Annotated in this window: 24 protein-coding genes, 1 other RNA gene and 1 riboswitch; of the genes, 12 read left to right on the top strand and 13 right to left on the bottom strand. The window is 65.9% G+C overall.

Annotated features, from left to right (window positions below; genetic code table 11):
* From cbiB to LDZ24_RS03015, 3 genes are read left to right on the top strand one after another with little or no spacing between them, the layout of a single operon-like run.
* The gene (gene cbiB, locus LDZ24_RS03025) at positions 1–942 is read left to right on the top strand and encodes an adenosylcobinamide-phosphate synthase CbiB (RefSeq protein ID WP_248321502.1); all 942 of its coding nucleotides are present in this window, start codon (positions 1–3) and stop codon (positions 940–942) included.
* Complete coding sequence (gene cobD / locus LDZ24_RS03020) at positions 935–1,930, top strand: threonine-phosphate decarboxylase CobD (protein ID WP_248321500.1); 996 nt, start codon at positions 935–937, stop codon at positions 1,928–1,930. Before cbiB ends, cobD begins: the two co-directional genes overlap by 8 nt.
* Complete coding sequence (locus LDZ24_RS03015) at positions 1,927–2,820, top strand: cobalamin-binding protein (RefSeq protein ID WP_248321498.1); 894 nt, start codon at positions 1,927–1,929, stop codon at positions 2,818–2,820. Before cobD ends, LDZ24_RS03015 begins: the two co-directional genes overlap by 4 nt.
* A gap of 7 nt (positions 2,821–2,827) precedes the next feature.
* On the opposite strand, the gene cobC is transcribed toward LDZ24_RS03015, so the two are convergent.
* Genes cobC through LDZ24_RS02985 form a run of 6 tightly spaced genes read right to left on the bottom strand, consistent with a single transcriptional unit; the run spans position 2,828 to position 8,891 of the window.
* A complete protein-coding gene (cobC, locus tag LDZ24_RS03010) occupies positions 2,828–3,397 on the bottom strand; it encodes an alpha-ribazole phosphatase (protein WP_248321496.1) in 570 nt (189 codons plus the stop codon).
* The gene (locus LDZ24_RS03005) at positions 3,382–4,143 is read right to left on the bottom strand and encodes an adenosylcobinamide-GDP ribazoletransferase (RefSeq protein ID WP_248321494.1); all 762 of its coding nucleotides are present in this window, start codon (positions 4,141–4,143) and stop codon (positions 3,382–3,384) included. The genes cobC and LDZ24_RS03005 overlap by 16 nt, the downstream gene beginning before the upstream one ends.
* A 1-nt stretch (position 4,144) precedes the next feature.
* Complete coding sequence (gene cobT, locus LDZ24_RS03000) at positions 4,145–5,197, bottom strand: nicotinate-nucleotide--dimethylbenzimidazole phosphoribosyltransferase (protein ID WP_248321492.1); 1,053 nt, start codon at positions 5,195–5,197, stop codon at positions 4,145–4,147.
* A 12-nt stretch (positions 5,198–5,209) separates the two neighbouring features.
* Positions 5,210–5,989, bottom strand: a complete 780-nt coding sequence (locus LDZ24_RS02995) for an ABC transporter ATP-binding protein (RefSeq protein WP_248321490.1) — start codon at positions 5,987–5,989, stop codon at positions 5,210–5,212.
* Positions 5,986–6,984 (bottom strand): FecCD family ABC transporter permease, encoded by a 999-nt coding sequence (locus LDZ24_RS02990; protein WP_371747404.1) that lies wholly within the window; start codon positions 6,982–6,984, stop codon positions 5,986–5,988. The genes LDZ24_RS02995 and LDZ24_RS02990 overlap by 4 nt, the downstream gene beginning before the upstream one ends.
* Positions 6,985–7,019: 35 nt before the next feature.
* Positions 7,020–8,891, bottom strand: coding sequence for a TonB-dependent receptor domain-containing protein (locus LDZ24_RS02985; RefSeq protein WP_248321489.1), 1,872 nt, complete (start codon positions 8,889–8,891; stop codon positions 7,020–7,022).
* A gap of 84 nt (positions 8,892–8,975) precedes the next feature.
* Positions 8,976–9,271, bottom strand: a riboswitch (cobalamin riboswitch).
* 239 nt (positions 9,272–9,510) lie between these two features.
* On the opposite strand from LDZ24_RS02985, the gene LDZ24_RS02980 reads away from it, so the two are divergent.
* The 5 genes from LDZ24_RS02980 (at position 9,511) to LDZ24_RS02960 (ending at position 11,854) form a co-directional block, all read left to right on the top strand.
* Complete coding sequence (locus tag LDZ24_RS02980; protein ID WP_248321487.1) at positions 9,511–9,900, top strand: ATPase; 390 nt, start codon at positions 9,511–9,513, stop codon at positions 9,898–9,900.
* The gene (locus tag LDZ24_RS02975) at positions 9,897–10,211 is read left to right on the top strand and encodes a cell division protein ZapA (protein ID WP_175939686.1); all 315 of its coding nucleotides are present in this window, start codon (positions 9,897–9,899) and stop codon (positions 10,209–10,211) included. Before LDZ24_RS02980 ends, LDZ24_RS02975 begins: the two co-directional genes overlap by 4 nt.
* A 104-nt stretch (positions 10,212–10,315) precedes the next feature.
* Positions 10,316–10,498, top strand: a non-coding RNA gene (ssrS, locus tag LDZ24_RS02970) — 6S RNA.
* A gap of 92 nt (positions 10,499–10,590) precedes the next feature.
* Entirely contained in the window at positions 10,591–11,049 is a 459-nt protein-coding gene (locus LDZ24_RS02965; protein ID WP_175939685.1) for an EVE domain-containing protein, read from the top strand.
* Between the two features lie 79 nt (positions 11,050–11,128).
* Positions 11,129–11,854, top strand: a complete 726-nt coding sequence (locus tag LDZ24_RS02960; protein ID WP_248322257.1) for an SIMPL domain-containing protein — start codon at positions 11,129–11,131, stop codon at positions 11,852–11,854.
* Between the two features lie 44 nt (positions 11,855–11,898).
* Here LDZ24_RS02960 and lgt read toward each other — a convergent pair whose 3' ends face one another.
* Together lgt and LDZ24_RS02950 are read right to left on the bottom strand one after the other, a co-directional pair.
* Positions 11,899–12,795 (bottom strand): prolipoprotein diacylglyceryl transferase, encoded by an 897-nt coding sequence (gene lgt / locus LDZ24_RS02955; protein WP_248321485.1) that lies wholly within the window; start codon positions 12,793–12,795, stop codon positions 11,899–11,901.
* 36 nt (positions 12,796–12,831) lie between these two features.
* The gene (locus tag LDZ24_RS02950; protein ID WP_175939683.1) at positions 12,832–13,788 is read right to left on the bottom strand and encodes a LysR family transcriptional regulator; all 957 of its coding nucleotides are present in this window, start codon (positions 13,786–13,788) and stop codon (positions 12,832–12,834) included.
* A gap of 106 nt (positions 13,789–13,894) precedes the next feature.
* Between LDZ24_RS02950 and ilvD the strand changes: the two genes are divergently transcribed.
* The gene (gene ilvD, locus LDZ24_RS02945; RefSeq protein WP_175939682.1) at positions 13,895–15,568 is read left to right on the top strand and encodes a dihydroxy-acid dehydratase; all 1,674 of its coding nucleotides are present in this window, start codon (positions 13,895–13,897) and stop codon (positions 15,566–15,568) included.
* A 79-nt stretch (positions 15,569–15,647) separates the two neighbouring features.
* On the opposite strand, the gene LDZ24_RS02940 is transcribed toward ilvD, so the two are convergent.
* From LDZ24_RS02940 to LDZ24_RS02930, 3 genes are all read right to left on the bottom strand, one after another.
* Positions 15,648–15,998: a DUF2486 family protein gene (locus tag LDZ24_RS02940; RefSeq protein WP_248321483.1), complete on the bottom strand. Its 351-nt coding sequence runs from the start codon at positions 15,996–15,998 to the stop codon at positions 15,648–15,650.
* Between the two features lie 69 nt (positions 15,999–16,067).
* Positions 16,068–16,484, bottom strand: coding sequence for a DNA polymerase III subunit chi (locus tag LDZ24_RS02935; RefSeq protein WP_248321481.1), 417 nt, complete (start codon positions 16,482–16,484; stop codon positions 16,068–16,070).
* Positions 16,485–16,491: 7 nt separating this feature from the next.
* Complete coding sequence (locus tag LDZ24_RS02930) at positions 16,492–18,033, bottom strand: leucyl aminopeptidase (RefSeq protein WP_248321479.1); 1,542 nt, start codon at positions 18,031–18,033, stop codon at positions 16,492–16,494.
* Positions 18,034–18,193: 160 nt separating this feature from the next.
* Here LDZ24_RS02930 and lptF point away from each other — a divergent pair, with 160 nt between their 5' ends.
* Genes lptF through LDZ24_RS02915 form a run of 3 tightly spaced genes read left to right on the top strand, consistent with a single transcriptional unit; the run spans position 18,194 to position 20,841 of the window.
* Positions 18,194–19,291 (top strand): LPS export ABC transporter permease LptF, encoded by a 1,098-nt coding sequence (gene lptF / locus LDZ24_RS02925; protein WP_248321477.1) that lies wholly within the window; start codon positions 18,194–18,196, stop codon positions 19,289–19,291.
* Between the two features lie 4 nt (positions 19,292–19,295).
* A complete protein-coding gene (gene lptG, locus LDZ24_RS02920) occupies positions 19,296–20,444 on the top strand; it encodes an LPS export ABC transporter permease LptG (RefSeq protein ID WP_248321475.1) in 1,149 nt (382 codons plus the stop codon).
* Positions 20,445–20,469: 25 nt separating this feature from the next.
* A complete protein-coding gene (locus LDZ24_RS02915) occupies positions 20,470–20,841 on the top strand; it encodes a sirohydrochlorin chelatase (protein WP_248321473.1) in 372 nt (123 codons plus the stop codon).
* A gap of 63 nt (positions 20,842–20,904) precedes the next feature.
* Here the strand turns inward: LDZ24_RS02915 and cobA are convergent, their stop codons facing one another.
* Together cobA and LDZ24_RS02905 are read right to left on the bottom strand one after the other, a co-directional pair.
* Positions 20,905–21,663 carry a uroporphyrinogen-III C-methyltransferase gene (gene cobA / locus LDZ24_RS02910; protein WP_248321472.1) on the bottom strand — a complete coding sequence of 253 codons (759 nt, stop codon included), beginning with the start codon at positions 21,661–21,663 and terminating at the stop codon, positions 20,905–20,907.
* Between the two features lie 24 nt (positions 21,664–21,687).
* Positions 21,688–23,001: a sulfate adenylyltransferase subunit 1 gene (locus LDZ24_RS02905; RefSeq protein WP_371747380.1), complete on the bottom strand. Its 1,314-nt coding sequence runs from the start codon at positions 22,999–23,001 to the stop codon at positions 21,688–21,690.
* Positions 23,002–23,029: the final 28 nt, after the last annotated feature.

The raw sequence follows: 23,029 nt of genomic DNA, 5'->3' as shown, positions 1-23,029 counted from the left end.
ATGCTCCTTCTTTCCGTCTACGCGATGTCGCTGCTCGCCGTGCTCGGCGTGATCGTCGATCGCATCGTCGGCGAGCCGCGCGGGCGGCATCCGCTCGTCGCGTTCGGCCAGTTCGCGACGAGGCTCGAAGCGCGGCTCAACACGGGGCGTCGCGCGCGGCCGGCGGGGATTCTCGCGTGGATCGTCGCGGTCGCGCCGCCCGTTTGCATCGCGTGGCTCGTCGTGAGCGTGCTGCCGTTCGCGTATGCATGCATCGTTCACGTGATGCTGCTGTGGTTCGCGCTCGGCGCAAAGAGCCTGCGCGAACACATCGCGCCGATTGCGCGGGCGCTCAGTCTCGGCGATCTCGACAGCGCGAGAACGCTCACCTCGCGCATCGTGTCGCGCGATACGTCGCAGGCGGACGAGCTGGCGTTGTCGCGCGCGGCGGTCGAATCGGCGCTGGAGAACGGCAACGACGCGATCTTCGGCGCGCTCTTCTGGTTCGCGATCGCGGGCGGGCCGGGCGCGCTCGCGTTCCGGCTCGCGAACACGCTCGACGCGATGTGGGGTTATCGCACGCCGCGCTATCTGCGCTTCGGCTGGGCGGCGGCGCGCTTCGACGACGTGCTCAACTACCTGCCCGCGCGTCTCACGGCCGCGAGCTACGCGCTCACCGGCGACACCGGCATGGCGTGGCACTGCTGGCGCACGCAGGCGCGTTCGTGGGACAGTCCGAACGCCGGCCCGGTGATGGCCGCGGGCGCGGGCAGCCTGAACGTGCTGATCGGCGGCGCGGCGGTCTATCACGGCGTGCTCGAAGCGCGGCCGACGCTCGGCGCGGGCCACAACGCGACGCCCCGGCATGTCGTGGCGGCGCTGCGGCTCATCGACCGTTCGGTGCTGCTGTGGCTCGCCGTGTTTCTGGTCCTCGCCATCCTGAGTGTGACGACGAATGCCTGATCCGATTCCGCACGGCGGCAACTTGCGCTACGCCGCGCGCCGCTATTCGATACCGCTCGACGACTGGCTCGACCTCTCGACGGGCATCAATCCGCGCGGCTATCTGGTGCCGCCCGTGCCGCCGGACGCCTGGCGACGCCTGCCCGAAGACGACGACGGCCTCGCCGATTGCGCCGCGCGTTACTACGGCGCGCCGCTCGCGCTGCCGGTGGCGGGCTCGCAAGCGGCGATCCGCGCGCTGCCGTATCTGCTCGAGCGCGGCACGGTGGGCGTCGCGCCGCTGACGTACGGCGAATATGCGCCGGCGTTCGCGCGCGCGGGGCATCGCGTGGTGCCGCTCGATATCGCCTGCGCGGAGTTGCCTGCGTCGCTCGATCACGTGATCGTCGCCAATCCGAATAACCCGACGGCCGAGCGGCTCGACCGCGAAACACTGCTGCGCTGGCACGCGCGGCTGGCTTCGCGCGGCGGCACGCTCATCGTCGATGAAGCCTTCGCCGACGCCGATCCGGCCGCGTCGCTCGCCGATGAAAGCGCTCGCGATGGTCTCGTCGTGTTGCGTTCGGTCGGCAAGTTCTTCGGGCTGGCGGGCATCCGCGCGGGCTTCGTGCTCGCCGCGCCTGCGTTGCTCGACGCGTTGCGCGACATGCTGGGCGCGTGGACGGTCGGCGGGCCGGCGCGGCATGCGGTCATGGCCGCCTTTGCCGACCACGCGTGGCAGGCGGAGACGCGCGAGCGTTTGCAGTGCGACGGCGCGCGACTCGCTGCAATCCTCGCGCGACATGGGTTCGAGGTGCGCGGCACGCCGTTGTTCGCATGGACGCTAACGCCGCGGGCGCGGTCGCTGCAACAGGAACTGGCGACGCGCGGCATCTGGACGCGGCTGTTCGAGCGGTCCGATATGACGCCGAGTGTGCGCGTCGGTTTGCCGGGCAGCGAAGGCGATTGGGCGCGGCTCGAACGCGGGCTTGCGGAGATTGCGGGATGAACGTACGGCTCAATCTTTGCGCATGCGCCGCCCTCTTCGCGATGAATCACGCGCACGCGTCGCTGACCGTCACGGACGACGCCGGCGCTCCCGTCACGCTCACCGCGCCCGCGACGCGCGTCGTGAGCCTCGCGCCGCACGTCACGGAGTTGCTGTACGCGGCGGGCGGCGGCGCGCGCATCGTCGGCACGGTGAGCTATAGCGACTATCCGAAAGAAGCGCAGTCGATCCCGCGCGTCGGCGACAACAAGGCGCTCGATCTCGAGCGAATCGTCGCGCTGCATCCGGATTTGATCGTCGTGTGGCGGCACGGCAATGCGGCGCGTCAGACGGATAAGCTGAAGGCGCTCGGCATCCCGCTCTTCTTCAGCGAGCCGAAGCATCTCGCCGATATCCCCGCGAGCATCGACAAGCTGGGCGCGCTGCTCGGCACCGAAGACACGGCGCGGGCCGCTTCGACGGCTTTCACGCGCGATATCACGGCACTGCGCGCGCAGTACGCGCAACAGCCGCCGGTGCGCGTGTTCTATCAGGTCTGGGACGATCCGCTGATGACGCTCAATCGCGACAACGTGTTCAGCGAAGTGATCGGGCTATGCGGCGGCGTGAACGTGTTCGCTGCCGAAGCGCCGCGCGTGCCGACCGTCTCGACCGAAGCCGTGCTCGCCGCGAACCCCGAGGCGATCGTGACCGCGACGCCCGGCGCGACGAAGCCCGACCGCCCATTGCCCGCGCTCGACCGGTGGAAGCAGTGGACGTCGCTGACGGCGGTCGCGCGTGGCAATCTGTTCGGCATCGACGGCGATCTGATCAATCGACCGACGCCGCGTCTGGCGCTCGGGGCGGCGCAGCTTTGTCGTGATCTGGATTTGGCGCGGAAGCGGCGTTAGCGAAGCGCTACGCATTCCACCTCACGAGCCCCCACCCCGTACCGAACCGCCGAAGCTGCACGATCCCACCGAACGCGATCGGCCATTGCAACACGCTCGCCCGATCCACGCGCAGCAAATACGCGGCGAGCACCCGCACCACGCCCGCATGCGCGACCACATGCACCGCATTCGACGCGTTCGCGAACGTCTCATCGAACCACCCCGTCACACGCTCGCCGAACTGCGCGAGACTCTCGCCGCCGTGCGGACGCGCGTGCTCGATATCGGCGGCCCACGCGTCGATGAGCGCGCGGTCGATATCGTTCCACGCGCGGCCTTCCCATGCACCGAAATGCAGTTCGGAGAGCCGCGCGTCGATGCGGGCCGTGCCGAGCGCCTGGGCCAGCAAAGCGCATCGGCGCAAAGGACTCGTGTGCCATCCATCGACGCAAGCGGGAACATCGAGCGAACGCATGCGCGCGTCGATCTCATGCGCCGAAGCGCGCGCATCGCGGGCAAGCGGCACATCGGTCTGGCCGTAGCAGACGCCTTCATCGACGGCCACAGCCGGGTGACGTATCAGGACGAGGTCCATGCGAGCCCGACGAGATAGATCGCAATTTCGAAAACCTGCTGCGCGCAGCCGAGGCAATCGCCCGTATAACCGCCGATGCGCCGCACGAAGTAACGCCCGGCGACCACGCGCAGCAACGCGAGCAGGGAAATCGCGACGCAGGCGAACCTCCAGCCGAAGCAAAAGAGCCACGGCAAACCAAAGAGCATCGCGATCGCGAAGGACATCGCGCTCATGCGCTGCGCGACCGGCTTCGCCTTGCCTTCGGCGCGCACGTAATCGAGCGTCAGGAGATAGCTGATCGCGAACGCGCGGCTCGCAGCGTGCGCGGAAATCATCAGGACTACTGCGCGCATCGGCGGCAACGCGGCGAGGCTTTGCCACTTCAGCGCGAGCGCGATGACGAGCGCAATGGCCCCGAACGCGCCGATGCGCGAATCGTGCATGATGCGCAGCACGTCGTCGCGCGTGTAGCCGCCGCCGAAGGCATCGGCGCAATCGGCGAGTCCGTCTTCGTGGAACGCGCCGGTGAGCAGAAGCGTCGCGGCCATCGAAAGCAGCACCGCGATGCCTGCGGGAAACACGCGCAGCGCGGCGAGATAGACGAGCGCCGCGACGCCGCCGACCATCGCGCCGACGAGCGGAAAGTAGCGCGCCGCCGCGTTCAGATAGTCGCGCTCGAAGCCGACCCAGCGCGGCACCGGCACGCGCGTGAAATAGCCGAGCGCCGTGAAGAAATAGCGCACTTCGTCGAGCGGCCGGTTCATGTCAGGCTTGTTTGTTCGAGACGCCCGCCGCATCGAAGCTCGCCATTTCGTCGACGAAAGCCACGGCCGCGCGCAGGATCGGCAGCGCGAGCGCCGCGCCCGTGCCTTCGCCCAGACGCATGTCGAGTTGCAAGAGCGGCGCGGCGTCCAGATGCGCGAGCATGCGCTGATGCCCCGCTTCGTTCGATGCATGCGCGAACACGCAGTACTCGCGCACGTCCGGCGCGATTCGCGACGCGACGAGCAGCGCGGACGTCGCGATAAAGCCATCGACGAGAATGGTCATGCGCGCTTCTGCCGCCGCGAGATACGCGCCCGTCATCATCGCTATTTCGAAGCCGCCGAAGGTGGCGAGCGTGTCGATCGCGTCGCCGCTCGCCGCATGCGATGCCAGCGCGCGCCCGAGCACGGCGCGTTTATGCGCGAGGCCGCGATCGTCGAGGCCCGTGCCGCGCCCGACGCATTCGTCGATAGGCAGCGCGCACAAGCGGCTCATCAGACACGCCGCCGCCGATGTGTTCGCAATGCCCATTTCACCGAAGCCGATCACGTTCGTCCTGAGCGACGCGTGGTGTCGCACGCGCGCCGCGCCCCGCGCGATGCCTTCGAGCGCCGTCTCGCGCGACATCGCCGCCTCGCGCGCGAAGTTGCGCGTGCCGAGACCCAGCGACAGGCGCTCGTAACCGTGATCGACCGGAATGGGCGTCGCGACGCCCGCATCGACCACTTCGAGCGCCATGCCGACGGAGCGCGACAACGCATTGATCGCCGCGCCGCCCGCCAGAAAATTCGCGACCATCTGCGCCGTCACTTCCTGCGGATACGGGCTCACGCCTTCGGCCGCGATGCCGTGATCGCCCGCGAAGACGATCATCGCGGGACGCTCGATGCGCGGCTTCGTCGTCTGCTGGATCAGCCCGATTTGCAGCGCGAGCGTTTCGAGCCGGCCGAGGCTGCCGGGCGGCTTCGTCTTCATGTCGATGATGCGGCGCAGCTCCGGTTCGATGCTGCGGTCGAGCGGCCTAGGCTTGGGCAGCGCGTGGGCGGTGGACATCGGCGTTCCTCGTCAGAAAGTGTGAAGCGAAGGCACGAGCGCTTCGTGCTCGCCATCGCGGATCAGGACCAGCGGGTAGCCGAACGCCGCGCTCGCGCGCGCGGGCGTGAGCACGTCGGCGACAGCACCGACATGCGCGCCGCCCTGGCCGTCGAGTAGTAGCGCGTGCGTGGCGAAGCGGCGCGCGAGATTCAGGTCGTGGCACGAAAAGACGACGGCGCGTCCCTCGTCGCGCGCCGCGGCGGCGAGCGCATGCAGGCAGTCGATCTGATGATGCAGGTCCAGATGCGCGAGCGGTTCGTCGAGCAGCACGAGCGGCGCTTGCTGGCATAGCGCGGCGGCGAGCGCCACGCGCTGCCTTTCGCCGCCCGACAACGTGAGCACGTCGCGCGAAGCCAGGTCGGCGAGACCGAGCGCCGCGAGCGCGTCGTGCGCGGCGGCGCGGTCGTCTTCGCTTTCCCAGCCCCAGCCCGTCAGATACGGAAAGCGGTTGAGCAGGACGGTGTCGAGCACGGTCGCGCTGAAGGCGTCGTGCGTGCTTTGCGGCATCAGCGCGCGTTCGCGGGCGAGGTCCGCCGCGCGCCATGACGCGAGCGCGCGGCCGCCGAGCGTGATTGCGCCGGACGCCGGCTTCGCGAGTCCCGCCAGCACGCCGATGAGCGTGGTCTTGCCCGCGCCGTTCGGCCCGGCGATACACCACACTTCGCCCGCCGCGATGGTCGTAGAAAGGCCATCGACGAGCGTTCGGGCGCCCGCGCGCAAGACGAGATTGTCGACAGATAGCGGCTTCATCGCGGCCTTCGCAGCAGCATCCACAGGAACATGGGCACGCCGATCAGCGCCGTGACGACGCCCACCGGCAACTGCGCGGGCGCGATGACCGTGCGCGCGGCGAGGTCCGCGCTCATCACGGCGAGGCCGCCCGCGAGCGCGGCGGCGGGCACGAGCATGCGCTGATCGTTGCCGAACGCGAGCCGCAGCAGATGCGGCACCACGAGCCCGACGAAGCCGATGGTTCCCGCCGTCGTGACGGCCGCCGCAGCCGCGAGCGATGCCACGAGATACACGCGCAGCCGCACGCGTTCCACCGGCACGCCGAGCGAACGCGCCGTGGCTTCGCCGCGCAGCAGCACGTTCAACTGCGGCGCGCACGGCACGATCAACGCGAGCGCCACGCCGAGCGCGAGCATCGCGGGCCACGGCGTCGATGCGCCGTTGAGGTCGCCGGTCAGCCAGAAGATCATGCCGCGCAGCCGGTTCTCCGGCGCGATGCTGAGTATCAGCGTGATGAGCGCGCCCCAGCCCGCCGCGACCACGACGCCCGTGAGCAAGAGCCGTGGCGATGCGTCCTGTTCGCCGTGCCACACGTGCGTGCGAGCAAGGCCAAGCACCAGAACGATGGATGCGAGCGCGCCCGCGCACGCGGCGAGATCGACGCCCCACCACGGCATCGACGCGAGCATCGCGGAAAGCGCGAACGCCGCCGCGCCGCCGGATACACCGAGCACGTACGGTTCGGCGAGCGGATTGCGCAGCAGCACTTGCAGCAGCGCGCCGGCGAGCGCGAGCAGCGCGCCCGACGCGAAGCCCGCGAGCGCGCGCGGCAATCGCAGGTTCAGCACGATCTCATCGGCGATATCGGGCGTGGCCGCATGCGCATGCAGCAGCGCGGCGATGGCGCGCGATGGCGGCAGCGCGACGCTTCCGAGCGCTAGCGACGCCGCCAGCACGCCAAGAGCCGCCGCCGCGAGCGCGAGCCAGATCGCGGTGGCGCGCGTTGCGTGCATCGCCTTCATCGGGCGGCGCGCGTCAGCGGCGTGGCTCACGACGGATGCCAGCCGACCGTGACGTAAGCGCCGCGACGCGGCGTGTTGTACGAGTAAGCCAGTTCATAGTTGCGGTCGAACAGGTTATCGATGCGCGCATTCACGTACCACGACTTCGTGATGTCGTATTGCGCCGAAAGATTGACGACGCCGTAGCCCGCGAGCGTCGAATCGTAGTCGCTGCGCGCGCCGCTCACGATCCATTCGCCGCCCACGCGCCAGCGCCCGATCGAGCGATGCGCCGACAGCGACGCGAAGCGCCGCGCGCGACGCGTCAACTCTTCGTGATTCGTCTCGTCGACCGGATTCTGAAACGTCACACTCGCGCGCACGTCGGTTGCGCCCACGTGCCCCGCCCACGATCCCTCGACGCCCTGCACCTTCGCGCGCCCGACGTTCTGCGCGGTGTAGAAGCCGCTGCTGTCGCCCACGTAGTCGATCAGATTCGAATAGCGCGTCTCGAACGCCGTCACGCGCACCACGCCGATCTTGTCCGATGCGTACTGCAACGCGGCCTCGGCCGAATGGCTGCGCTCAGGCTGTATCGACGGATTGCCGCTGAACGGATAGTAGAGATCGTCGAAGCTCGGCGCGCGAAACGCCGCCGCGTAGCTCGCGCTCGCGCGCCAGTGCGAATCGAAGTTGTACGCGTAGCCCAGATAGTAGCTGTTCGCGCCGCCGAAGTCGGAATACTGGTCGCGGCGCACGTTGGCCTGCACTTCGCTCGGACCGAAGCGGCCGACATAGCCCGCGAAGACGGAGTTCACATGCCGGTCGGGCGCGCTGAACTGATCGGAGTCGAGCGATTGGTCGAGATGCTCGTAGCCGAATACGAGCTTGTGCGCCTCGGTGAGCCGAAAGTCGTTCTGCCACAGATACTGATGGTTCTCCGAGTCGAAGCGGCTCGTGTAGACGCCGTTGTGCTCGATGTTCGCGCGGTCTTGCCCCTGCGCGACGGTGAAGTGCGTCGTCCAGTTGTCGGTCAGCTTGCCGTTCGCGAACACCGACGCCGAGCGCACGCGATCATGCGATTCGTTGAGATCGGTCGGCACGCCGTAGGGATCGTCGAAGCTGTTCACGCCGTTCGATTGCAGAAAGCGCACGCCTGCGTCCCACTTGTCGCTGAACTTGTGGCGCAGCGTCGCGGCGACGCTTTCGTTCAGATAACCGTTCGCGTTCGGATTCGCGGCGGGCGCGCGCGCGGGATCGATCGACGAGAAGCCGTCGGTCTTCTCGCGCGACACGTTCAGGCTGAACGTGGTGCGGCCATCGGCATCGAGCGCGCCGTCGACGCCCGCCGACTGCCGCTGCGTGTGATAGCTGCCGTATTCGGCTTCGAAGTGAAAGCGCGGCGGATGTGCTTCGCCCTCCTTCGTGAAAATCTGCACGACGCCGCCGATTGCATTCGATCCATACAGCGCCGACACGTTGCCGTTGACCACTTCCACGCGGCCGGTCTGATCGAGCATCAGTTGCGACAACTGCGCCGCGCCGAGCGAGACCGATTCGACGCGCACGCCGTCGATCAGCACCAGTGATTGCGTCGACGACGCGCCGCGTATGAAGACGCCCGAGGTCGCGCCCGGCCCGCCGTTGCGCGTGATCTGCACGCCGGGCGCAAGCGCGATGAGCCCGAGCACATCGTTTGCATTGCTGTCGGCGATGTCTTGCGCGTCGAAGAGCGTTGCCTGCGGGATGGAATCGGCGAGCCGTTGCGCGCCGCGCGTCGCCGTGACGACGACGGGCGCGAGTGTCTGCGACGGAGAATCGGAATCGGCGTGCGCGGCCTGGACAAGCGGCGCACTCGCGGCGGCGCACATCACGACGCGCGCCGCGCGACGAATGAGGCCGGACGAAGGCAAAAGCATGTGTGGAGCGTTCCCGTTGGAGACTGGCGCGTGCCCCGCTCCCCGCGAGGTCTGTGCGCGACGCGCGCGCCGTCTTGCAAGGCATCGGCGCGCTGGACGATTGGCCGGTATCCGGGCTGGCGACGCATCGTCCCGCCTTCCCACGCATGAAAGCGCAGTGGCGCCGACACGTTTCTTGCAGTCGCGTCTCTGATGGCGAACGACCACGGAGCAACACGAAGAAACGCGCGAGGGACGACTTGCAACTTGCGTTGCGGTCGCTTACCGTTGCGGGGGCAGCACAGGTTGGCGAGCCGCGCGAGGCGAGACGACGCTTCCTGTTTCCCGTTTGACTGCGCCGCAAGAAAGGCGGCGCGAGCACCAAAAGTGCGGCAAGTGTAGGAGCGCGCATGGGGGCCGTCAAGAAGGCGCGCGCCCCGTCATCGCGAGGCTTGAGCGACGAGCGAGCGACGAGCAAGCGTCGTCAGCCGCGCATCCGAGTGCGTCACGCGCGGCCATTCCGCACATGAATACGCGGCGATGCGCGCAAGATCGCGTGTTGTTACGTCTCGAAACGAGACAATTATCGGAAGCACCGTTGAACCGCGCTAAAATGCCAGGTCTTTAGAGGACGCAGCACATGCTCAACGAACTCGAATCACTGTCAGGGAACATCGGCCGGCTGATCAAGATCAGCGAGCGCCACAATCAGGCGCGTCTCGCGCTCGAAGCACAAATCGAACAGCTGCGCGCCGATTACGCCAGCGTTCAGGCCGAACTCGCGCAGGTTCGCCACGAGCGCGACACGCTGCAAGGCGAACGCGATTCGCTGTCCGCGAAGATCGACGACGCGCAAGTGCGCCTCAACGCGATCCTCGAAAAGCTGCCGCGCGGCAAAGCGCATCATGCCGAAAGCGACAATCAGCTCGATCTTCTGAACGCCGAATCCAGCGCGTCGCGCGAAGCGCAGCACGAACATGCGCACGCGGAAGAAGTGCACGGCGAGCATCATCAAGGAGAGAAGGCATGACGACCACGCAGATCGAAGTATCCATTCTCGGCCAGCAGTATCGCCTCGCGTGCTCGCCGGAAACCGAGGCCGCGCTGCGCGAAGCCGTGGCCCGCGTCGATGCCGAAATGAACAAGGTACGCAACGCAAGCAGCGTGCGCGGCACGGACCGCATCGCGGTAATGGCCGCGCTTTCGCTGGCGTCCGAATTGCTCAAGCTGCAGGAAAGCGTGCGCCACGGCGAAGCGTTCCCCGCCGAGGAAATCCGCCGCACCATGCATTCGATGAACGAGCAGCTCGGCGCTGTCATTGCGCAATATGAAGCGCACTGACGGTCATGCGCTGATCTAATCAGCGTCGCGATATCCATCAAAAAAAGATACCGCGAGAAACGCAGGCAAGGGCTGCAAGGACCAAACGTTTGGTGTACAGTGAGGTCTCCCTGCCTGGTACGCCAAGGTCATATATTCCTTGAACCAATGCTACATTGGCACGGTTGCGGAACGTTGCAGCACGGGCGCGCGCGTCACTCTGTCTGATGTACCCGAAGTGTTGCTTACCGCGACCAATCTTGAACCCAGGTTCAGGATGCCGGCCTAGCGGCTGAGGCGGGGACCTTATTTCTGGAAGCACGAACGGCATCGGTTCTTACCGGTGCCGTTTTTGTTTGCATCGCCCAAAACCGCACGCACACTCCTTCACGCCGAACTCATGCGCTACTGGCTGATGAAGTCCGAACCGGACGAAGCGAGCATCGATCATCTCGCGCACGCGCCCAAGAAGACGCTGCCGTGGACCGGCGTGCGCAACTATCAGGCTCGCAACTTCATGCGCGACCAGATGCAAATCGGCGACGGCGTGCTCTTCTACCATTCGAGTTGCCCCGAGCCCGGTATCGCGGGAATCGCGAAGGTCTGCTCGACGGCGTATCCCGACCCCACGCAGTTCGATCCCAAGAGCGCCTACTACGATCCCAAATCCAAGCAGGACACGCCGCGCTGGATGCTCGTCGATGTGCGCTTCGTGAAGAAGACGCGGCTCATTCCGCTCGCCGAACTTCGCGAGCACGCGGAACTCGCCGGCATGCAAGTGCTCGCGCGCGGCAACCGGCTGTCGATCACGCCGGTCACCGAGGACGAATGGCGCTTTATTACCGAACGCCTCGTCTAGAGCAGGAACTAAGGGCTGGAGGCCGACGCCTAAGTGCGGTCGCGAATCACGCGACGCCTTGCGTTGGAGTCCTTCGATGATGAACAAGAAAACCGCCGCCGCCCTCGCCCTCGCGATGTCGAGCGCCACTCTCGCCTATTCCGCCTCGGCCGCTGCGCAGACGGTCATCGCCAATCCGCAGCCCGCGGGCGTGCTCTCGCTTTCGGCGCAGGCGAGCGCGCAGGTGCCGCAGGATGTGGTCACCATCACGCTCTTTTACGAGCAGGAAGCCGCCGATCCTTCCTCGCTCACCGCGACGCTCAATCAGCGCGCCGAAGCCGCATTGCGCGAAGCGAAGGGTGTCGATGGCGTGACCGCGAAAAGCGGCTCGTTCACGGTGTATCCGTCCACCGACCGCGACGGCAAGATATCCGCATGGCGCGGACGCACGGAGATCGTGCTCGAATCGCACGACTTCGCGGCGGCCTCGAAGCTCGCGGGCAAGATGAGTTCGTCGATGCAAGTTGGCAACGTCACGTTTTCGCTGTCGCCGGAAGCGCAGCGCGCCGCGGAGCAGAAGCTCTCGACGCAGGCCATCGATTCGTTCCGCAAGCAGGCGCAAGCCGCCTCGCAGGCGTTCGGCTACAGCAGCTATTCGATTCGCGAGGTGAACATCGGGCATAGCGGCGTGGCGCCGCGCCCGGTGATGATGATGCAATCGCGCGCCATGGGCGCGGATGCCAAGATGGCCGCGCCGATGGCGCTCGAAGCCGGCACGACGACGGTGACCGTCGATGTATCCGGCTCGGTGCAGATGGGCCGCTGATCGGCCGAGGTCAAGCGGGACCGCAAGCGCGGCCCCGCGCGAGATCACGCCGCGTTCGCCGCCACGCGACGATGCCGCTTGTACGCCCACACCATCATGATGACGCCGGCGACGATCATCGGCAGCGAAAGCCACTGGCCCATCGAAAGGCCGAGCGCGAGCAGGCCGAGATAGTCGTCCGGTTCGCGGGCGAATTCGACCGTGAAGCGCGCGAGCCCATAGCCGATCAGAAAGAGCGCGGAAATGGCGCCGACCGGGCGCGGCTTGCGCGAGAACGTCCAGATCACGATGAACAGCACGATGCCTTCCAGCGCAATCTCATACAACTGCGACGGATGGCGCGGCAGCATGTGATAACGCTGGAAGATCTCCATCAGATGCCACTTGGCGTCGAGTTGCGGGTTCTTCGCGAGCCAGATGGCGTCGTCGTTCGTCGAGTTTTGGAACAGCATCGCCCAGGGCGCGGCAGGATCGGTCACGCGGCCCCACAGTTCGCCGTTGATGAAGTTGCCGAGACGCCCCGCCGCGAGGCCGAGCGGCACCATCGGCGCGACGAAATCGGTCACTTGCAGCCACGTGCGTTTGCGCTGGTACGCGAACAGCACCATCGCGAAGGTCACGCCGAGAAAGCCGCCGTGAAACGACATGCCGCCTTCCCAGACCTTGAAGATATCGAGCGGATGCGCCGCGTAATAGCTCGCCTTGTAAAACAGCACATAGCCGATGCGCCCGCCGAGGATCGTGCCGAGCACGCCGTAGAACAGCATGTCGTCGATGTCCTTCGCGCTCCAGCCTTGAGCGGCCACGAACGGCAGCCGTAGCCGCAGCCGTCCGATGACGATGGCGGAAATGAACGCGACCAGATACATGAGGCCGTACCAGCGCACGGCGAGCGGTCCGAGATGAATCGCGACGGGATCGAAATTGGGGTGAATGAGCATCGTAGAGTTCTAGAGCCAAGCGAAGTCAGGCACGAATCATAAAGCAGAGACGGCGGCGGCCCGCGCGCGCACGATCTCGATGAAGCCGGCGAGCACCGGGCTCACCTCGGCCGCGCGCCACACGAGTCCAGTTTCGACGACGGGCGCATCCGCCACCGGCCGCAGCGGACGATACACCACGCCCGTGCGCCGCAAATGCCGCAGCGACTGCGGCACGAGCGCGACGCCCATGCCGGCGGACACGAGGCTCACGATGGTCTGCATCTGGATCGCCTCCTGCCCGATGCGCGGCGTGAGTCCCGCCGCGCCGTAGCAGCCCATAATGATGTCATACAAACCCGGCGCGAGACGCCTCGGAAACACGACGAGCGGCGCGGCGGCGAGATCGCGCAGATCGACGGGCGTGTCGGCCCATTCGGCCGTGCCCTGCTGCAATTGCTCGGCGGCGTCCGAGGACATGGCGACGACGAGCGGCTCGCGGGCAATCGCGAGATACGACAGCGACATCGCGTGGCGCGGCGGCAGCGGCGGAATGACGAGCCCCGCGTCCACGCGCCCGGCGACGAGTTCTTCGATCTGCACGTCGCTCGTCGCTTCGGTCAGTTGCAACCGCACGCCGGGATAGCGCGCGCCGAAATCGCGCAGCAGCGCGGGCAACAAGCCGTAGTCAGCGGTGGATACGAACGCGAGCGACAGCACGCCCGCCTCGCCGCGCGAAAGCGACTGCGCGAGCGGGCGTAGCGCATCGGCGGCGGCGAGAATGCGCCGCACTTCCGGCAGCAGATCCTTGCCGACCGGCGTCAATTCGACCGTGCGCTTCGTGCGCGCGAACAGCGCGACGCCGAGCGCGTCTTCGAGCGCGCGAATCGCCTGCGAAAGCGGCGGCTGCGTCATCGCGAGACGCGCGGCGGCGCGGCCGAAATGCATCTCTTCGGCCACGGTCACGAAATAGCGCAGCAGACGCAGTTCGATCGGCGCGTTTCGCTCGTCCATCAATATCTTCTCCGACCTAATAGACCTTGAATAATATATTGGACAGATACAAGCCGACGCTGCATTCTTGCGCCACTAGACAAAAGAATCTTCAAGGAGCCCCAACATGGCCTTCAATCGCCGCTCGAAAAACGTGACGCAGGGCGTCGCGCGTTCGCCCAATCGTTCGATGTACTACGCCCTCGGCTACAAGGAAGAGGATTTCGACAATCCGATGATCGGCGTCGCCAACGGCCACTCGACGATCACGCCGTGTAACGCCGGCCTGCAGCGCCTCGCCGATGCCGCCATCGCGGCGATCAAGCAGTCGAACGCTAATCCGCAGGTGTTCGGCACGCCGACGATCTCCGACGGCATGTCGATGGGCACCGAAGGCATGAAGTACTCGCTGGTGTCGCGCGAAGTGATCGCGGACTGTATCGAGACGGCCGTGCAGGGCCAGTGGATGGACGGCGTCGTCGTGATCGGCGGCTGCGACAAGAACATGCCGGGCGGCATGATCGGTCTCGCGCGCATGAACGTGCCGGGCATCTACGTCTACGGCGGCACCATTCGTCCGGGCAACTGGAAGGGCAAGGACCTGACCATCGTGTCGTCGTTCGAGGCGGTCGGCGAGTTCACGGCGGGGCGCATGTCGGAAGAAGACTTCAAGGGCGTCGAGAAGAACGCGTGCCCGTCCACCGGCTCCTGCGGCGGCATGTACACGGCCAACACCATGAGCTCGTCGTTCGAGGCGCTCGGCATGTCGCTCCTGTATTCGTCGACGATGGCGAACCCCGACGACGAGAAAGTGGACTCCGCCGCCGAATCGGCGCGCGTGCTCGTCGAAGCCGTGAAGAAGGACCTGAAGCCGCGCGACATCATCACGAAGAAGTCGATCGAGAACGCGGTCGCGCTCATCATGGCCACGGGCGGCTCGACCAACGCCGTGCTGCACTATCTCGCTATCGCGCACGCGGCGGAAGTGGAATGGAGCATCGACGACTTCGAGCGCATGCGCAAGAAAGTGCCGGTCATCTGCGATCTGAAGCCTTCGGGCCAGTATGTCGCGACGGACCTGCACAAGGCCGGCGGCATTCCGCAAGTGATGAAGATCCTGCTCGACGCGGGCCTGATGCACGGTGACTGCATCACGATCACGGGCCGCACGCTCGCGGAAGAACTCAAGGACGTGCCGAGCAAGCCGCGCGCGGATCAAAAGGTGATTTTCCCGATCGAGCAGGCGCTCTACAAGGAAGGCCACCTCGCCATTCTGCGCGGCAATCTTGCGGAAGACGGCGCGGTCGCGAAGATCACGGGCCTCAAGAACCCGGTGATCACCGGCCCGGCGCGCGTGTTCGACGACGAGCAAACCGCGATGGAAGCGATTCTCGCCGACAAGATCAAGGCCGGCGATGTCGTCGTGCTGCGCTATCTTGGCCCGCAGGGCGGCCCGGGCATGCCCGAGATGCTGGCGCCGACGTCGGCGATCATCGGCAAGGGGCTGGGCGAATCGGTCGGGCTCATCACCGACGGGCGTTTTTCCGGCGGAACGTGGGGCATGGTGGTCGGCCACGTCGCGCCCGAAGCGTACGCGGGAGGCACGATCGGACTGGTGCAGGAAGGCGACTCCATCACCATCGACGCGCACAAGCTGCTGCTTCAACTGAACGTGGACGACGCGGAAATCGCGCGCCGCCGCGCCGCCTGGAAGAAGCCCGCGCCGAAGTACACGCGCGGCGTGCTGGCAAAGTTCGCGGCGCTGGCGCTCCCGGCGAATCGTGGGGCGGTGACGGGCTGAAGCTGATCGACAGTCTTCGCTAATTAAAGCAAAAGGGGCGCTCGATGCGCCCCTTTTGTCGTTCCCGGCAACGCGAGACTCAGCCGCCCCGCTGCCGCTGCAACTCTTCCTCGACCGCAACGGCCACCCACTCGCGCATCTTGCTTTCGAGCGCCAGCGACACTTCGCGCGTGATCTCCTGCACCATCTTCGCCGAATGCTCGCGCAGCACGTCCTGACAACGCGCCTCGATGATCGCGCGGGCATCGCCGGTCAGAAACTGCGTGACACGGCCTTGCAGCCGCTCGCCGACGCGTTGCGCCTCGTAAGCGGCCGCCGCGTCGTTGACGCCCGGGGCGCGCGCGAACTCCGGCTTGCCGGGCACGACGACATCGGTGAGAACGGGAATGGACGAATCGAACGATTCGGGCGTGTGCGTGTTGTCGGTCATGATGTCGGATGGTCTCTCAGTGGTCTCCACCGCCGATGCTAACGCGGCGCGAGGTTACGCACTGTTCGCTCAACCGCCTTGTCTGTGCGTTTCGATGGCGTAGCCGCGATCGCGATAGAAGCGAAAGCGCTCGCGCCCCGCCGCGAGTTCGTCGGCGTCGTCGCCGATGATTTCCACCAGACGCTCGAAGCGCGCGAACTGCGCGGGCACCGGCGCGCCCAGATTCACGAGCACCTGATGATGCGGCACGTCGTCGAGATCGGCGGCGAGGACGACCGGCGTTTCCTGCGCGAGCGCGCTCTTCGCCATGCAATGCGGCACGAACTCGAGCGGCGCGAAGGTCCACAACTGTTCGTCGAACGCGGCGAGGCGCGCCGGGTCCGCGAGCACGACGACCGAGCGCCCGCTCGCATACGCCTTGCGCGCGAGGCGGCAGGCATAGGCGAGCGGATCGCCGACGTTCGTGTGAAAGTCGATGCGCGTCATGGCGCGATCACTGCCCCGCGCGGTCGATCAGGAACTGCGAGAGGAGCGGCACCGGACGGCCCGTCGCGCCCTTCGCCGCCCCGCTCTTCCACGCGGTCCCGGCGATATCCAGATGCGCCCACGGATAGTTCTGCGCGAAGCGCGACAGGAAGCACGCCGCCGTCACGCTGCCCGCCGGACGCCCGCCGATGTTCGCGACATCCGCGAAATTCGACTTCAGCTGATCCTGATATTCCTCGTCGAGCGGCAGACGCCATGCCGGATCGACCGCCTCGCGCGATGCGTCGAGCAGCTCGCCCGCGAGCGCGTCGTCTTTCGAGAAGAGGCCCGTGTTGTGATGGCCGAGCGCGATGATGCACGCGCCCGTCAGCGTGGCGATGTCGATCACCGCAGCCGGCTTGAAGCGCTCCGCGTAGGTGAGCGCGTCGCACAGAATGAGGCGGCCTTCGGCGTCCGTGTTCAGCACTTCGATGGTCGTGCCGTTCATTGCGGTGACGATGTCGCCCGGCTTCAGCGCATTGCCCGCGGGCATGTTCTCGCACGTCGGCACGATGCCAATCACGTTCAGCTTCAGGCCCATTTCCGCGACCGCGCGCAGCGTGCCGAAGACCGAGCCCGCGCCGCACATGTCGTACTTCATCTCGTCCATCGCCTCCCCGGGCTTGATCGAGATGCCGCCCGAGTCGAACGTGATGCCCTTGCCGACGAGCACGATCGGCGCGTTCTTGTTCTTGCCCTTGCCCGATTCGCTCGATGCCGCGCCCGCGCCCTGATACTGCATGACGATGAACTGCGGCGGCTGCACCGAGCCCTTCGCCACGGAAAGGAACGAGCCCATGTTGAGCGCTTCGATCTGCTTGAGGCCGAGCACGTCTACTTTCAGCTTCCAGTCGCGGCCGAGCTGCTTCGCGGTTTGGCCCAGATAGGTCGGCGTGCAGACGTTGGGCGGCAGATTGCCGAGATCGCGCGTCAGGTCCATGCCGTTCGCGATCGCGACGCTCTGCTTGATCGCGATGCGGCCGGCTTTCTCGTCCGCCGGGTCGATGCTGAAGACGATCTTCTTCAGCGAGCGCGCGCCGTTTTCGGGCTTGCTCTTCATCTGCGTGAACTTGTAGGTGAGCTCGCGCAGCGCGAGGATGGCGGCGCGCACCGCCCAGTCGCCGCTGCGCTCCTGGATAGGCAGTTGCGCGAGCGTGAAGGTGACTTGCGCGATCTTCGTGCCGAGAATGACGCGCCACGCCGCGCGCACGGCTTCGCCATACGCTTTCTGATTGAAGGCGTCCTGCTTGCCGAGGCCGACGAGCAGCACGCGCGCCGCGCCGATGCCCGTGACTTCCGGCACCAGCAGCGTGGTGCCCGCGCGACCGCTCATGTCGCCTGCCTTCACAATGCGCGAAATCAAGCCCTTCGTCGCGAGATCCAAGGCGAGGGCCGCGCCCGAGAGCGTCTGTGCTTCGAAGACGCCGAGCACCACGACATCGGCCTTTCCGGTCAGGAAACCATTTGACTCGCCTTTGCTCCAATCACAGGCTTTTATGCTAAAGTCCATCGCGCTTATCCTCGGTAAAATCCAGGCTGAAGGATGAAAGCCGCAATTATCCGCTATTTTTACCGCGGCGGTCACAGGCTCGCGGCGCCGGGGAACGAAGCTGCGTTTCCCGGGTCAGTCAACGCGTAGCCGCATCGCCGCCGGCCTCAAGCAGAAATCAATGATCTTCGAACGCTCCCTGCAGCGCGAACTCGCGTATACGGCCGGCGCCGTATTCATGGTGCTGCTCACGATCATGCTCACGACGATGATGATCCGCATCGTCGGCTTCGCGGCGCAAGGTCAGGTCGACCCGCGCGATGTCGTCGTGCTGATCGGGCTCACCGTCATCGGCTATCTCGCCGTCATGCTGATCGTGACGCTCTTCGTCTCGATTCTTTTCGTGCTCACGCGCTGGTATCGCGATTCGGAGATGGTGGTGTGGCTCGCCTCGGGCGTGAGCCAGACGCAGCTCATCAAGCCGATCGCCGTGTTCTCCACGCCGATCATCATTCTCATCATCTTCTTCGCGTTCATCGGCTGGCCGTGGTCGAACCAGCAAAGCAAGCTCATCAAGGCGCGTTTTCAGCAGCGCGACGAAGTGTCACTGCTCGCGCCCGGCCAGTTCCGCGAATCGCCGTCGAGCCACCGCGTGTTCTTCATCGAGAAGATGTCGCCGGATCAGGGGCACGTGGAGAACGTGTTCGTCACGAGCACCGAAGGCGGCAAGGTCAACGTCATCGTGTCGAAGAACGGCCACACGGAAACGCGCGCGGACGGCGACCGCTTCATCGTCTTGGAAGACGGGCGGCGCTACGACGGCACGCCCGGCCAGCCGAACTTCCGCATCATGGAGTTCGCGCGGTATGGCGTGAAGATCATGAGCCATCAGGTGGTCAATACGCCGACCACGACCGGCATCTCCACGCCCGACCTGCTTGCTAATCCGACCAAGGAAAATCTCGCGGAATTCGCCTGGCGCATGGGCCTGCCGCTCATCGCCATCAACCTGATGCTGCTTGCCATTCCGCTGTCTTATCAGAATCCGCGCCGCAGCCGGACCATCAACCTCGTGATGGCCGTGCTGATCTATCTCACATATTCGAACCTGCTGAACGTGGTGCAGTCGTGGATCGAACAGGGCAAGCTCTCGTTCGGCGTCGGCATCGTCGGACTGCATGTGCTGGTGCTCGCGCTCGTCGCATTTATTTTCTGGTTGCGCGTGCGCAACCGGCCGCTCTTCACGCGAGCGAGCTTCACGCGCTCGAAGGGAGCCTGAGCCCATGCGCATCTACGAACGATACTTCGCGCGCCAGATTTATATCGCCTTCATCTTCATTCTGTTCGCGTTCTCGGGCCTGTTCTTCTTCTTCGACCTGATCAACGAACTGAACACGGTCGGGCACGGCAACTACAAGTTCACGCTCGCGGTGTTGCGCGTGGCCTTGCAGACGCCTTCGCGCTTCTACGAAATTATTCCGGTCGCCGCGCTCATTTCCGCCATCTACGTGTTCGCGCAGATGGCGGCGGCCTCCGAGTTCACCATCTTTCGCGTGTCCGGGCTCTCGACCGGCGCGGCGCTGCGCTCGCTGCTGAAGATCGGCGTGCCGCTCGTGCTCGTGACGTACATCATCGGCGAAGTGGTCGGGCCTTACGCCGATCAATTGTCCGAGCGCGTGCGGCTGGAGGCGCTGGGCTCGTCGGTGTCGTCGAATTTCGAATCGGGCGTATGGGTGAAGGACACGCTCTCCGCGAAGGAAAACGGCGAACAGGTCACGCGCTTCGTCAATGTCGGCACCCTGAACCCGGACACGACGATCGCGAACGTGCGCATCTACGAATTCGATTCGAAGTTCCGGCTCTCGAGCGTGCGCATTGCGAAGAGCGGCGTGTACCAGCCGCCGGGCCACTGGAAGCTGACGGGCGTGACGGAGACGCAACTGGTCGATGCGCAGCCGCAGACCGCGAACTCCGCCGATGCGCTCAACCCCGTGTATCGCGCGAAAGAGACGACGCTGCCGCAGTTCTCGCTGCGCTCGGAGCTAACGCCGCAGATTCTTTCGGTGCTGCTGGTGTCGCCGGATCGTATGTCGATGTTCAATCTGTTCCGCTATATCCAGCACTTGACGGAGAATCATCAGGACACGCAGCGGTATCAGATCGCGTTCTGGCGCAAGATTCTGTATCCGTTCGCAGTGTTCGTGATGCTGGTGCTGTCGCTGCCGTTCGCGTATCTGCATACGCGCGCGGGCGTCGTGGGCGTGAAGGTGTTCGGCGGCATCATGATCGGCATGAGCTTCCAGTTGTTCAATACGCTGTTCTCGCATATCGGCACGTTGAACACATGGCCCGCGCCGATCACGGCGGCGGCGCCCGCGCTGGCTTATCTGGCAATCGGCTTGCTGGGTCTCAAATGGGTCGAGCGGCACTGACGGCCGCTTAGCGGAGGACAACGCGATGAGCAGACACGGCATCATCCTTTTCGGACACGGCGCACGCGATCCGCGCTGGGCCGAGCCGTTCGAACGGCTCGCCGCGAAGCTGCGCGCGTTGCGTGGCGATCCGGTGTCGCTCGCGTTTCTCGAACTGATGACGCCGGATTTGCCCGCAGCGGTCGCCGCGCAAGCCGCGGACGGCTGTGATGCGATCACCGTCGTTCCGGTGTTCTTCGGGCAAGGCGGACATGTGCGGCGGGATTTGCCCGAAGTGGTGGCGAAGTGCCGGGAGGCGCATCCGCATGTGGTCATCCACTGCGCGACGGCGGTCGGCGAGGATGATGCGGTGCTGGATGCGGTGGCCGCGTATTGCGTGCGGCAAACGGGCGATTAACGCGCATGAAAACAAAAAGCGCATCGTTTCCGATGCGCTTTTTTGTCTTCGCGAGCCTGAAAATCAAGCCGCCGCCTGCATCCCCTTAAGATGCACCTTCGGCTTTCCCGCCGACGCCCTTTCCTTGAACGCCTCGCCGATCATCAACAGACTCGGCTGCGACGGGTCCAGCCACGCCTGCGCCTCGCCGCGGGCCATGCGCGCGAGCGTCAGCGTGAGCGTGCGTTCGCGCGGCGTGCTGCACGCCTCCACGATCGCCACCGGCGTCGAGCCGGGCCGTCCCGCGTCGATCAACTGCTGCGCGATATCCGCCGCGCTGTCGCGGCCCATGTAGAAGACGAGCGAATCGGCCTTCGCCTGCTCGCGAATGTCCTCGCTGTCCGCCGCGCGGCTGTGCGTGGCGAGCGCGACACTGCGCGATACGCCGCGCAAGGTGAGCGAGCGCCGCAGCGTCGCGGCACTCGCGAGCGCCGCCGTGATGCCCGGCACCACTTCGTACTCGATGCCCGCCGCTTCCAACGCGCGCATTTCCTCGTCGGCGCGGCCGAACAGCATCGGATCGCCGCCCTTCAGCCGCACGACGACGCCATGCTCGCGCGCCGCATCGACGATCTGCTTGTTGATGAAATGCTGGGCGGTCGAACGCTGTCCGCAGCGCTTCCCGACCGCGATCCGCTTCGCGTTCGGCGCGTAGTCGAGCATCGCCGGCTCGATCAGCGCGTCGTGCAGCACGACATCCGCCTGTTCGAGCAAGCGCATGCCGCGCACGGTGATGAGATCCGCCGCGCCCGGTCCCGCTCCGATCAGATAGACCTTACCCATGTGCATTCCGTCCGTCATCAAGCTTTACGCCGCGATTTCGCGAATCATACCGGCCGCAACCGTGTGATGCGTCGCCTCGTCGATCAGCACGAACGCGCCGGTGCCCTGATGCGTATCGTACTCGTCCGCGACGATCGGCTTTTGCAGCGTGAGCGCCACGCGGCCGATGTCGTTCATCGCGAGCGTCGTGCGGTCCACCGAATGCGACAGCGTGTGCACGTCCAGCACCTCTTTCACCGCGCCGATGCGCGCGAACACGGTATTGGTCGTCTGCTTCAGCAGATACTTGCGCTGCGGCGAAAGCGGCTCTTCGTCGAACCAGCACAGATCGGCTTCGAGCTTCTTCGCCGGGGCCACCGTCGCCGTCGCCGGCACGAACGTATCGCCGCGCGACACGTCCACGTCTTCGGTCAGGCGAATGGTCACCGTCTGGCCCGCGAACGCGCGATTCACCGACGCGACGCCGCCCGGCACCGGCGCGATTATCTCCGCGACCGTCGCCTGGCGATTCGCCGGCAGCACGCTTATCGCATCGCCCACGCGCACCTCGCCCGCTTCGACGCGGCCCATGTAGCCGCGGAAGTCGTCGGCCTGCGAGCCGTCCTGACGCGCGACCCATTGCACCGGGAACCGCAGCGCCTGTTCGTTCGGCTGCGCGACCGGCAGCGATTCGAGCAGATCGAGCAGCGGCTCACCCGCGTACCACGGCATGCGCTCGCTCGCGCTCACGATGTTGTCGCCCTTCAGCGCCGACACCGGCACGAAGCGCACATGCTCGAGACCGAGTTGACGCGCGAGCGCGACATACGCATCGCGAATCTCGTTGAAGCGCGTCTCGCTGTACTCGACCAGATCCATCTTGTTGATCGCGACGATCACGTGCTGCAGGCCGAGCAGCTTCACGATGGCGCTGTGGCGCTTGGTCTGCGGCAGCAGTTGCGCTTCGCCGTTCTCGAACGTGACGCGCGTCGCGTCGACGAGAATGATCGCGGCGTGCGCCGTCGATGCGCCCGTCACCATGTTGCGCGTGTATTGCTCGTGGCCCGGCGTGTCCGCGATGATGAACTTGCGCTTGGCGGTCGCGAAGTAGCGATACGCGACGTCGATGGTGATGCCCTGCTCGCGCTCGGCTTCGAGACCGTCCGTGAGCAGCGACAGATCGATTTCATCGCCGACGGTGCGCTTGTTCTTCGCGCGCGAGATGGCCGACAACTGGTCGGACAGAACCGCCTTGCTGTCGTACAGCAGGCGGCCGATCAGCGTGCTCTTGCCGTCGTCGACGCTGCCCGCCGTGATGAAGCGCAACACGCCCAGGTCTTCCGCTTGATAGATGCTCATGATTCGTTGGTTCCTCGGAGCGTGATGC

The organism is Caballeronia sp. Sq4a (assembly GCF_023170545.1).
Taxonomy (GTDB): domain Bacteria; phylum Pseudomonadota; class Gammaproteobacteria; order Burkholderiales; family Burkholderiaceae; genus Caballeronia.
The sequence above is the reverse complement of the archived record's forward strand: the minus strand, read 5'-3'. Positions and strand labels throughout refer to the sequence as shown.

Coding starts and splice junctions, on each gene's coding strand:
- cbiB (WP_248321502.1), top strand. CDS start 1: ATGCTCCTTCTTTCCGTCTACGCGATGTCGCTGCTCGCCGTGCTCGGC.
- cobD (WP_248321500.1), top strand. CDS start 935: ATGCCTGATCCGATTCCGCACGGCGGCAACTTGCGCTACGCCGCGCGC.
- LDZ24_RS03015 (WP_248321498.1), top strand. CDS start 1,927: ATGAACGTACGGCTCAATCTTTGCGCATGCGCCGCCCTCTTCGCGATG.
- cobC (WP_248321496.1), bottom strand. CDS start 3,397: ATGGACCTCGTCCTGATACGTCACCCGGCTGTGGCCGTCGATGAAGGC.
- LDZ24_RS03005 (WP_248321494.1), bottom strand. CDS start 4,143: ATGAACCGGCCGCTCGACGAAGTGCGCTATTTCTTCACGGCGCTCGGC.
- cobT (WP_248321492.1), bottom strand. CDS start 5,197: ATGTCCACCGCCCACGCGCTGCCCAAGCCTAGGCCGCTCGACCGCAGC.
- LDZ24_RS02995 (WP_248321490.1), bottom strand. CDS start 5,989: ATGAAGCCGCTATCTGTCGACAATCTCGTCTTGCGCGCGGGCGCCCGA.
- LDZ24_RS02990 (WP_371747404.1), bottom strand. CDS start 6,984: ATGCACGCAACGCGCGCCACCGCGATCTGGCTCGCGCTCGCGGCGGCG.
- LDZ24_RS02985 (WP_248321489.1), bottom strand. CDS start 8,891: ATGCTTTTGCCTTCGTCCGGCCTCATTCGTCGCGCGGCGCGCGTCGTG.
- LDZ24_RS02980 (WP_248321487.1), top strand. CDS start 9,511: ATGCTCAACGAACTCGAATCACTGTCAGGGAACATCGGCCGGCTGATC.
- LDZ24_RS02975 (WP_175939686.1), top strand. CDS start 9,897: ATGACGACCACGCAGATCGAAGTATCCATTCTCGGCCAGCAGTATCGC.
- LDZ24_RS02965 (WP_175939685.1), top strand. CDS start 10,591: ATGCGCTACTGGCTGATGAAGTCCGAACCGGACGAAGCGAGCATCGAT.
- LDZ24_RS02960 (WP_248322257.1), top strand. CDS start 11,129: ATGAACAAGAAAACCGCCGCCGCCCTCGCCCTCGCGATGTCGAGCGCC.
- lgt (WP_248321485.1), bottom strand. CDS start 12,795: ATGCTCATTCACCCCAATTTCGATCCCGTCGCGATTCATCTCGGACCG.
- LDZ24_RS02950 (WP_175939683.1), bottom strand. CDS start 13,788: ATGGACGAGCGAAACGCGCCGATCGAACTGCGTCTGCTGCGCTATTTC.
- ilvD (WP_175939682.1), top strand. CDS start 13,895: ATGGCCTTCAATCGCCGCTCGAAAAACGTGACGCAGGGCGTCGCGCGT.
- LDZ24_RS02940 (WP_248321483.1), bottom strand. CDS start 15,998: ATGACCGACAACACGCACACGCCCGAATCGTTCGATTCGTCCATTCCC.
- LDZ24_RS02935 (WP_248321481.1), bottom strand. CDS start 16,484: ATGACGCGCATCGACTTTCACACGAACGTCGGCGATCCGCTCGCCTAT.
- LDZ24_RS02930 (WP_248321479.1), bottom strand. CDS start 18,033: ATGGACTTTAGCATAAAAGCCTGTGATTGGAGCAAAGGCGAGTCAAAT.
- lptF (WP_248321477.1), top strand. CDS start 18,194: ATGATCTTCGAACGCTCCCTGCAGCGCGAACTCGCGTATACGGCCGGC.
- lptG (WP_248321475.1), top strand. CDS start 19,296: ATGCGCATCTACGAACGATACTTCGCGCGCCAGATTTATATCGCCTTC.
- LDZ24_RS02915 (WP_248321473.1), top strand. CDS start 20,470: ATGAGCAGACACGGCATCATCCTTTTCGGACACGGCGCACGCGATCCG.
- cobA (WP_248321472.1), bottom strand. CDS start 21,663: ATGGGTAAGGTCTATCTGATCGGAGCGGGACCGGGCGCGGCGGATCTC.
- LDZ24_RS02905 (WP_371747380.1), bottom strand. CDS start 23,001: ATGAGCATCTATCAAGCGGAAGACCTGGGCGTGTTGCGCTTCATCACG.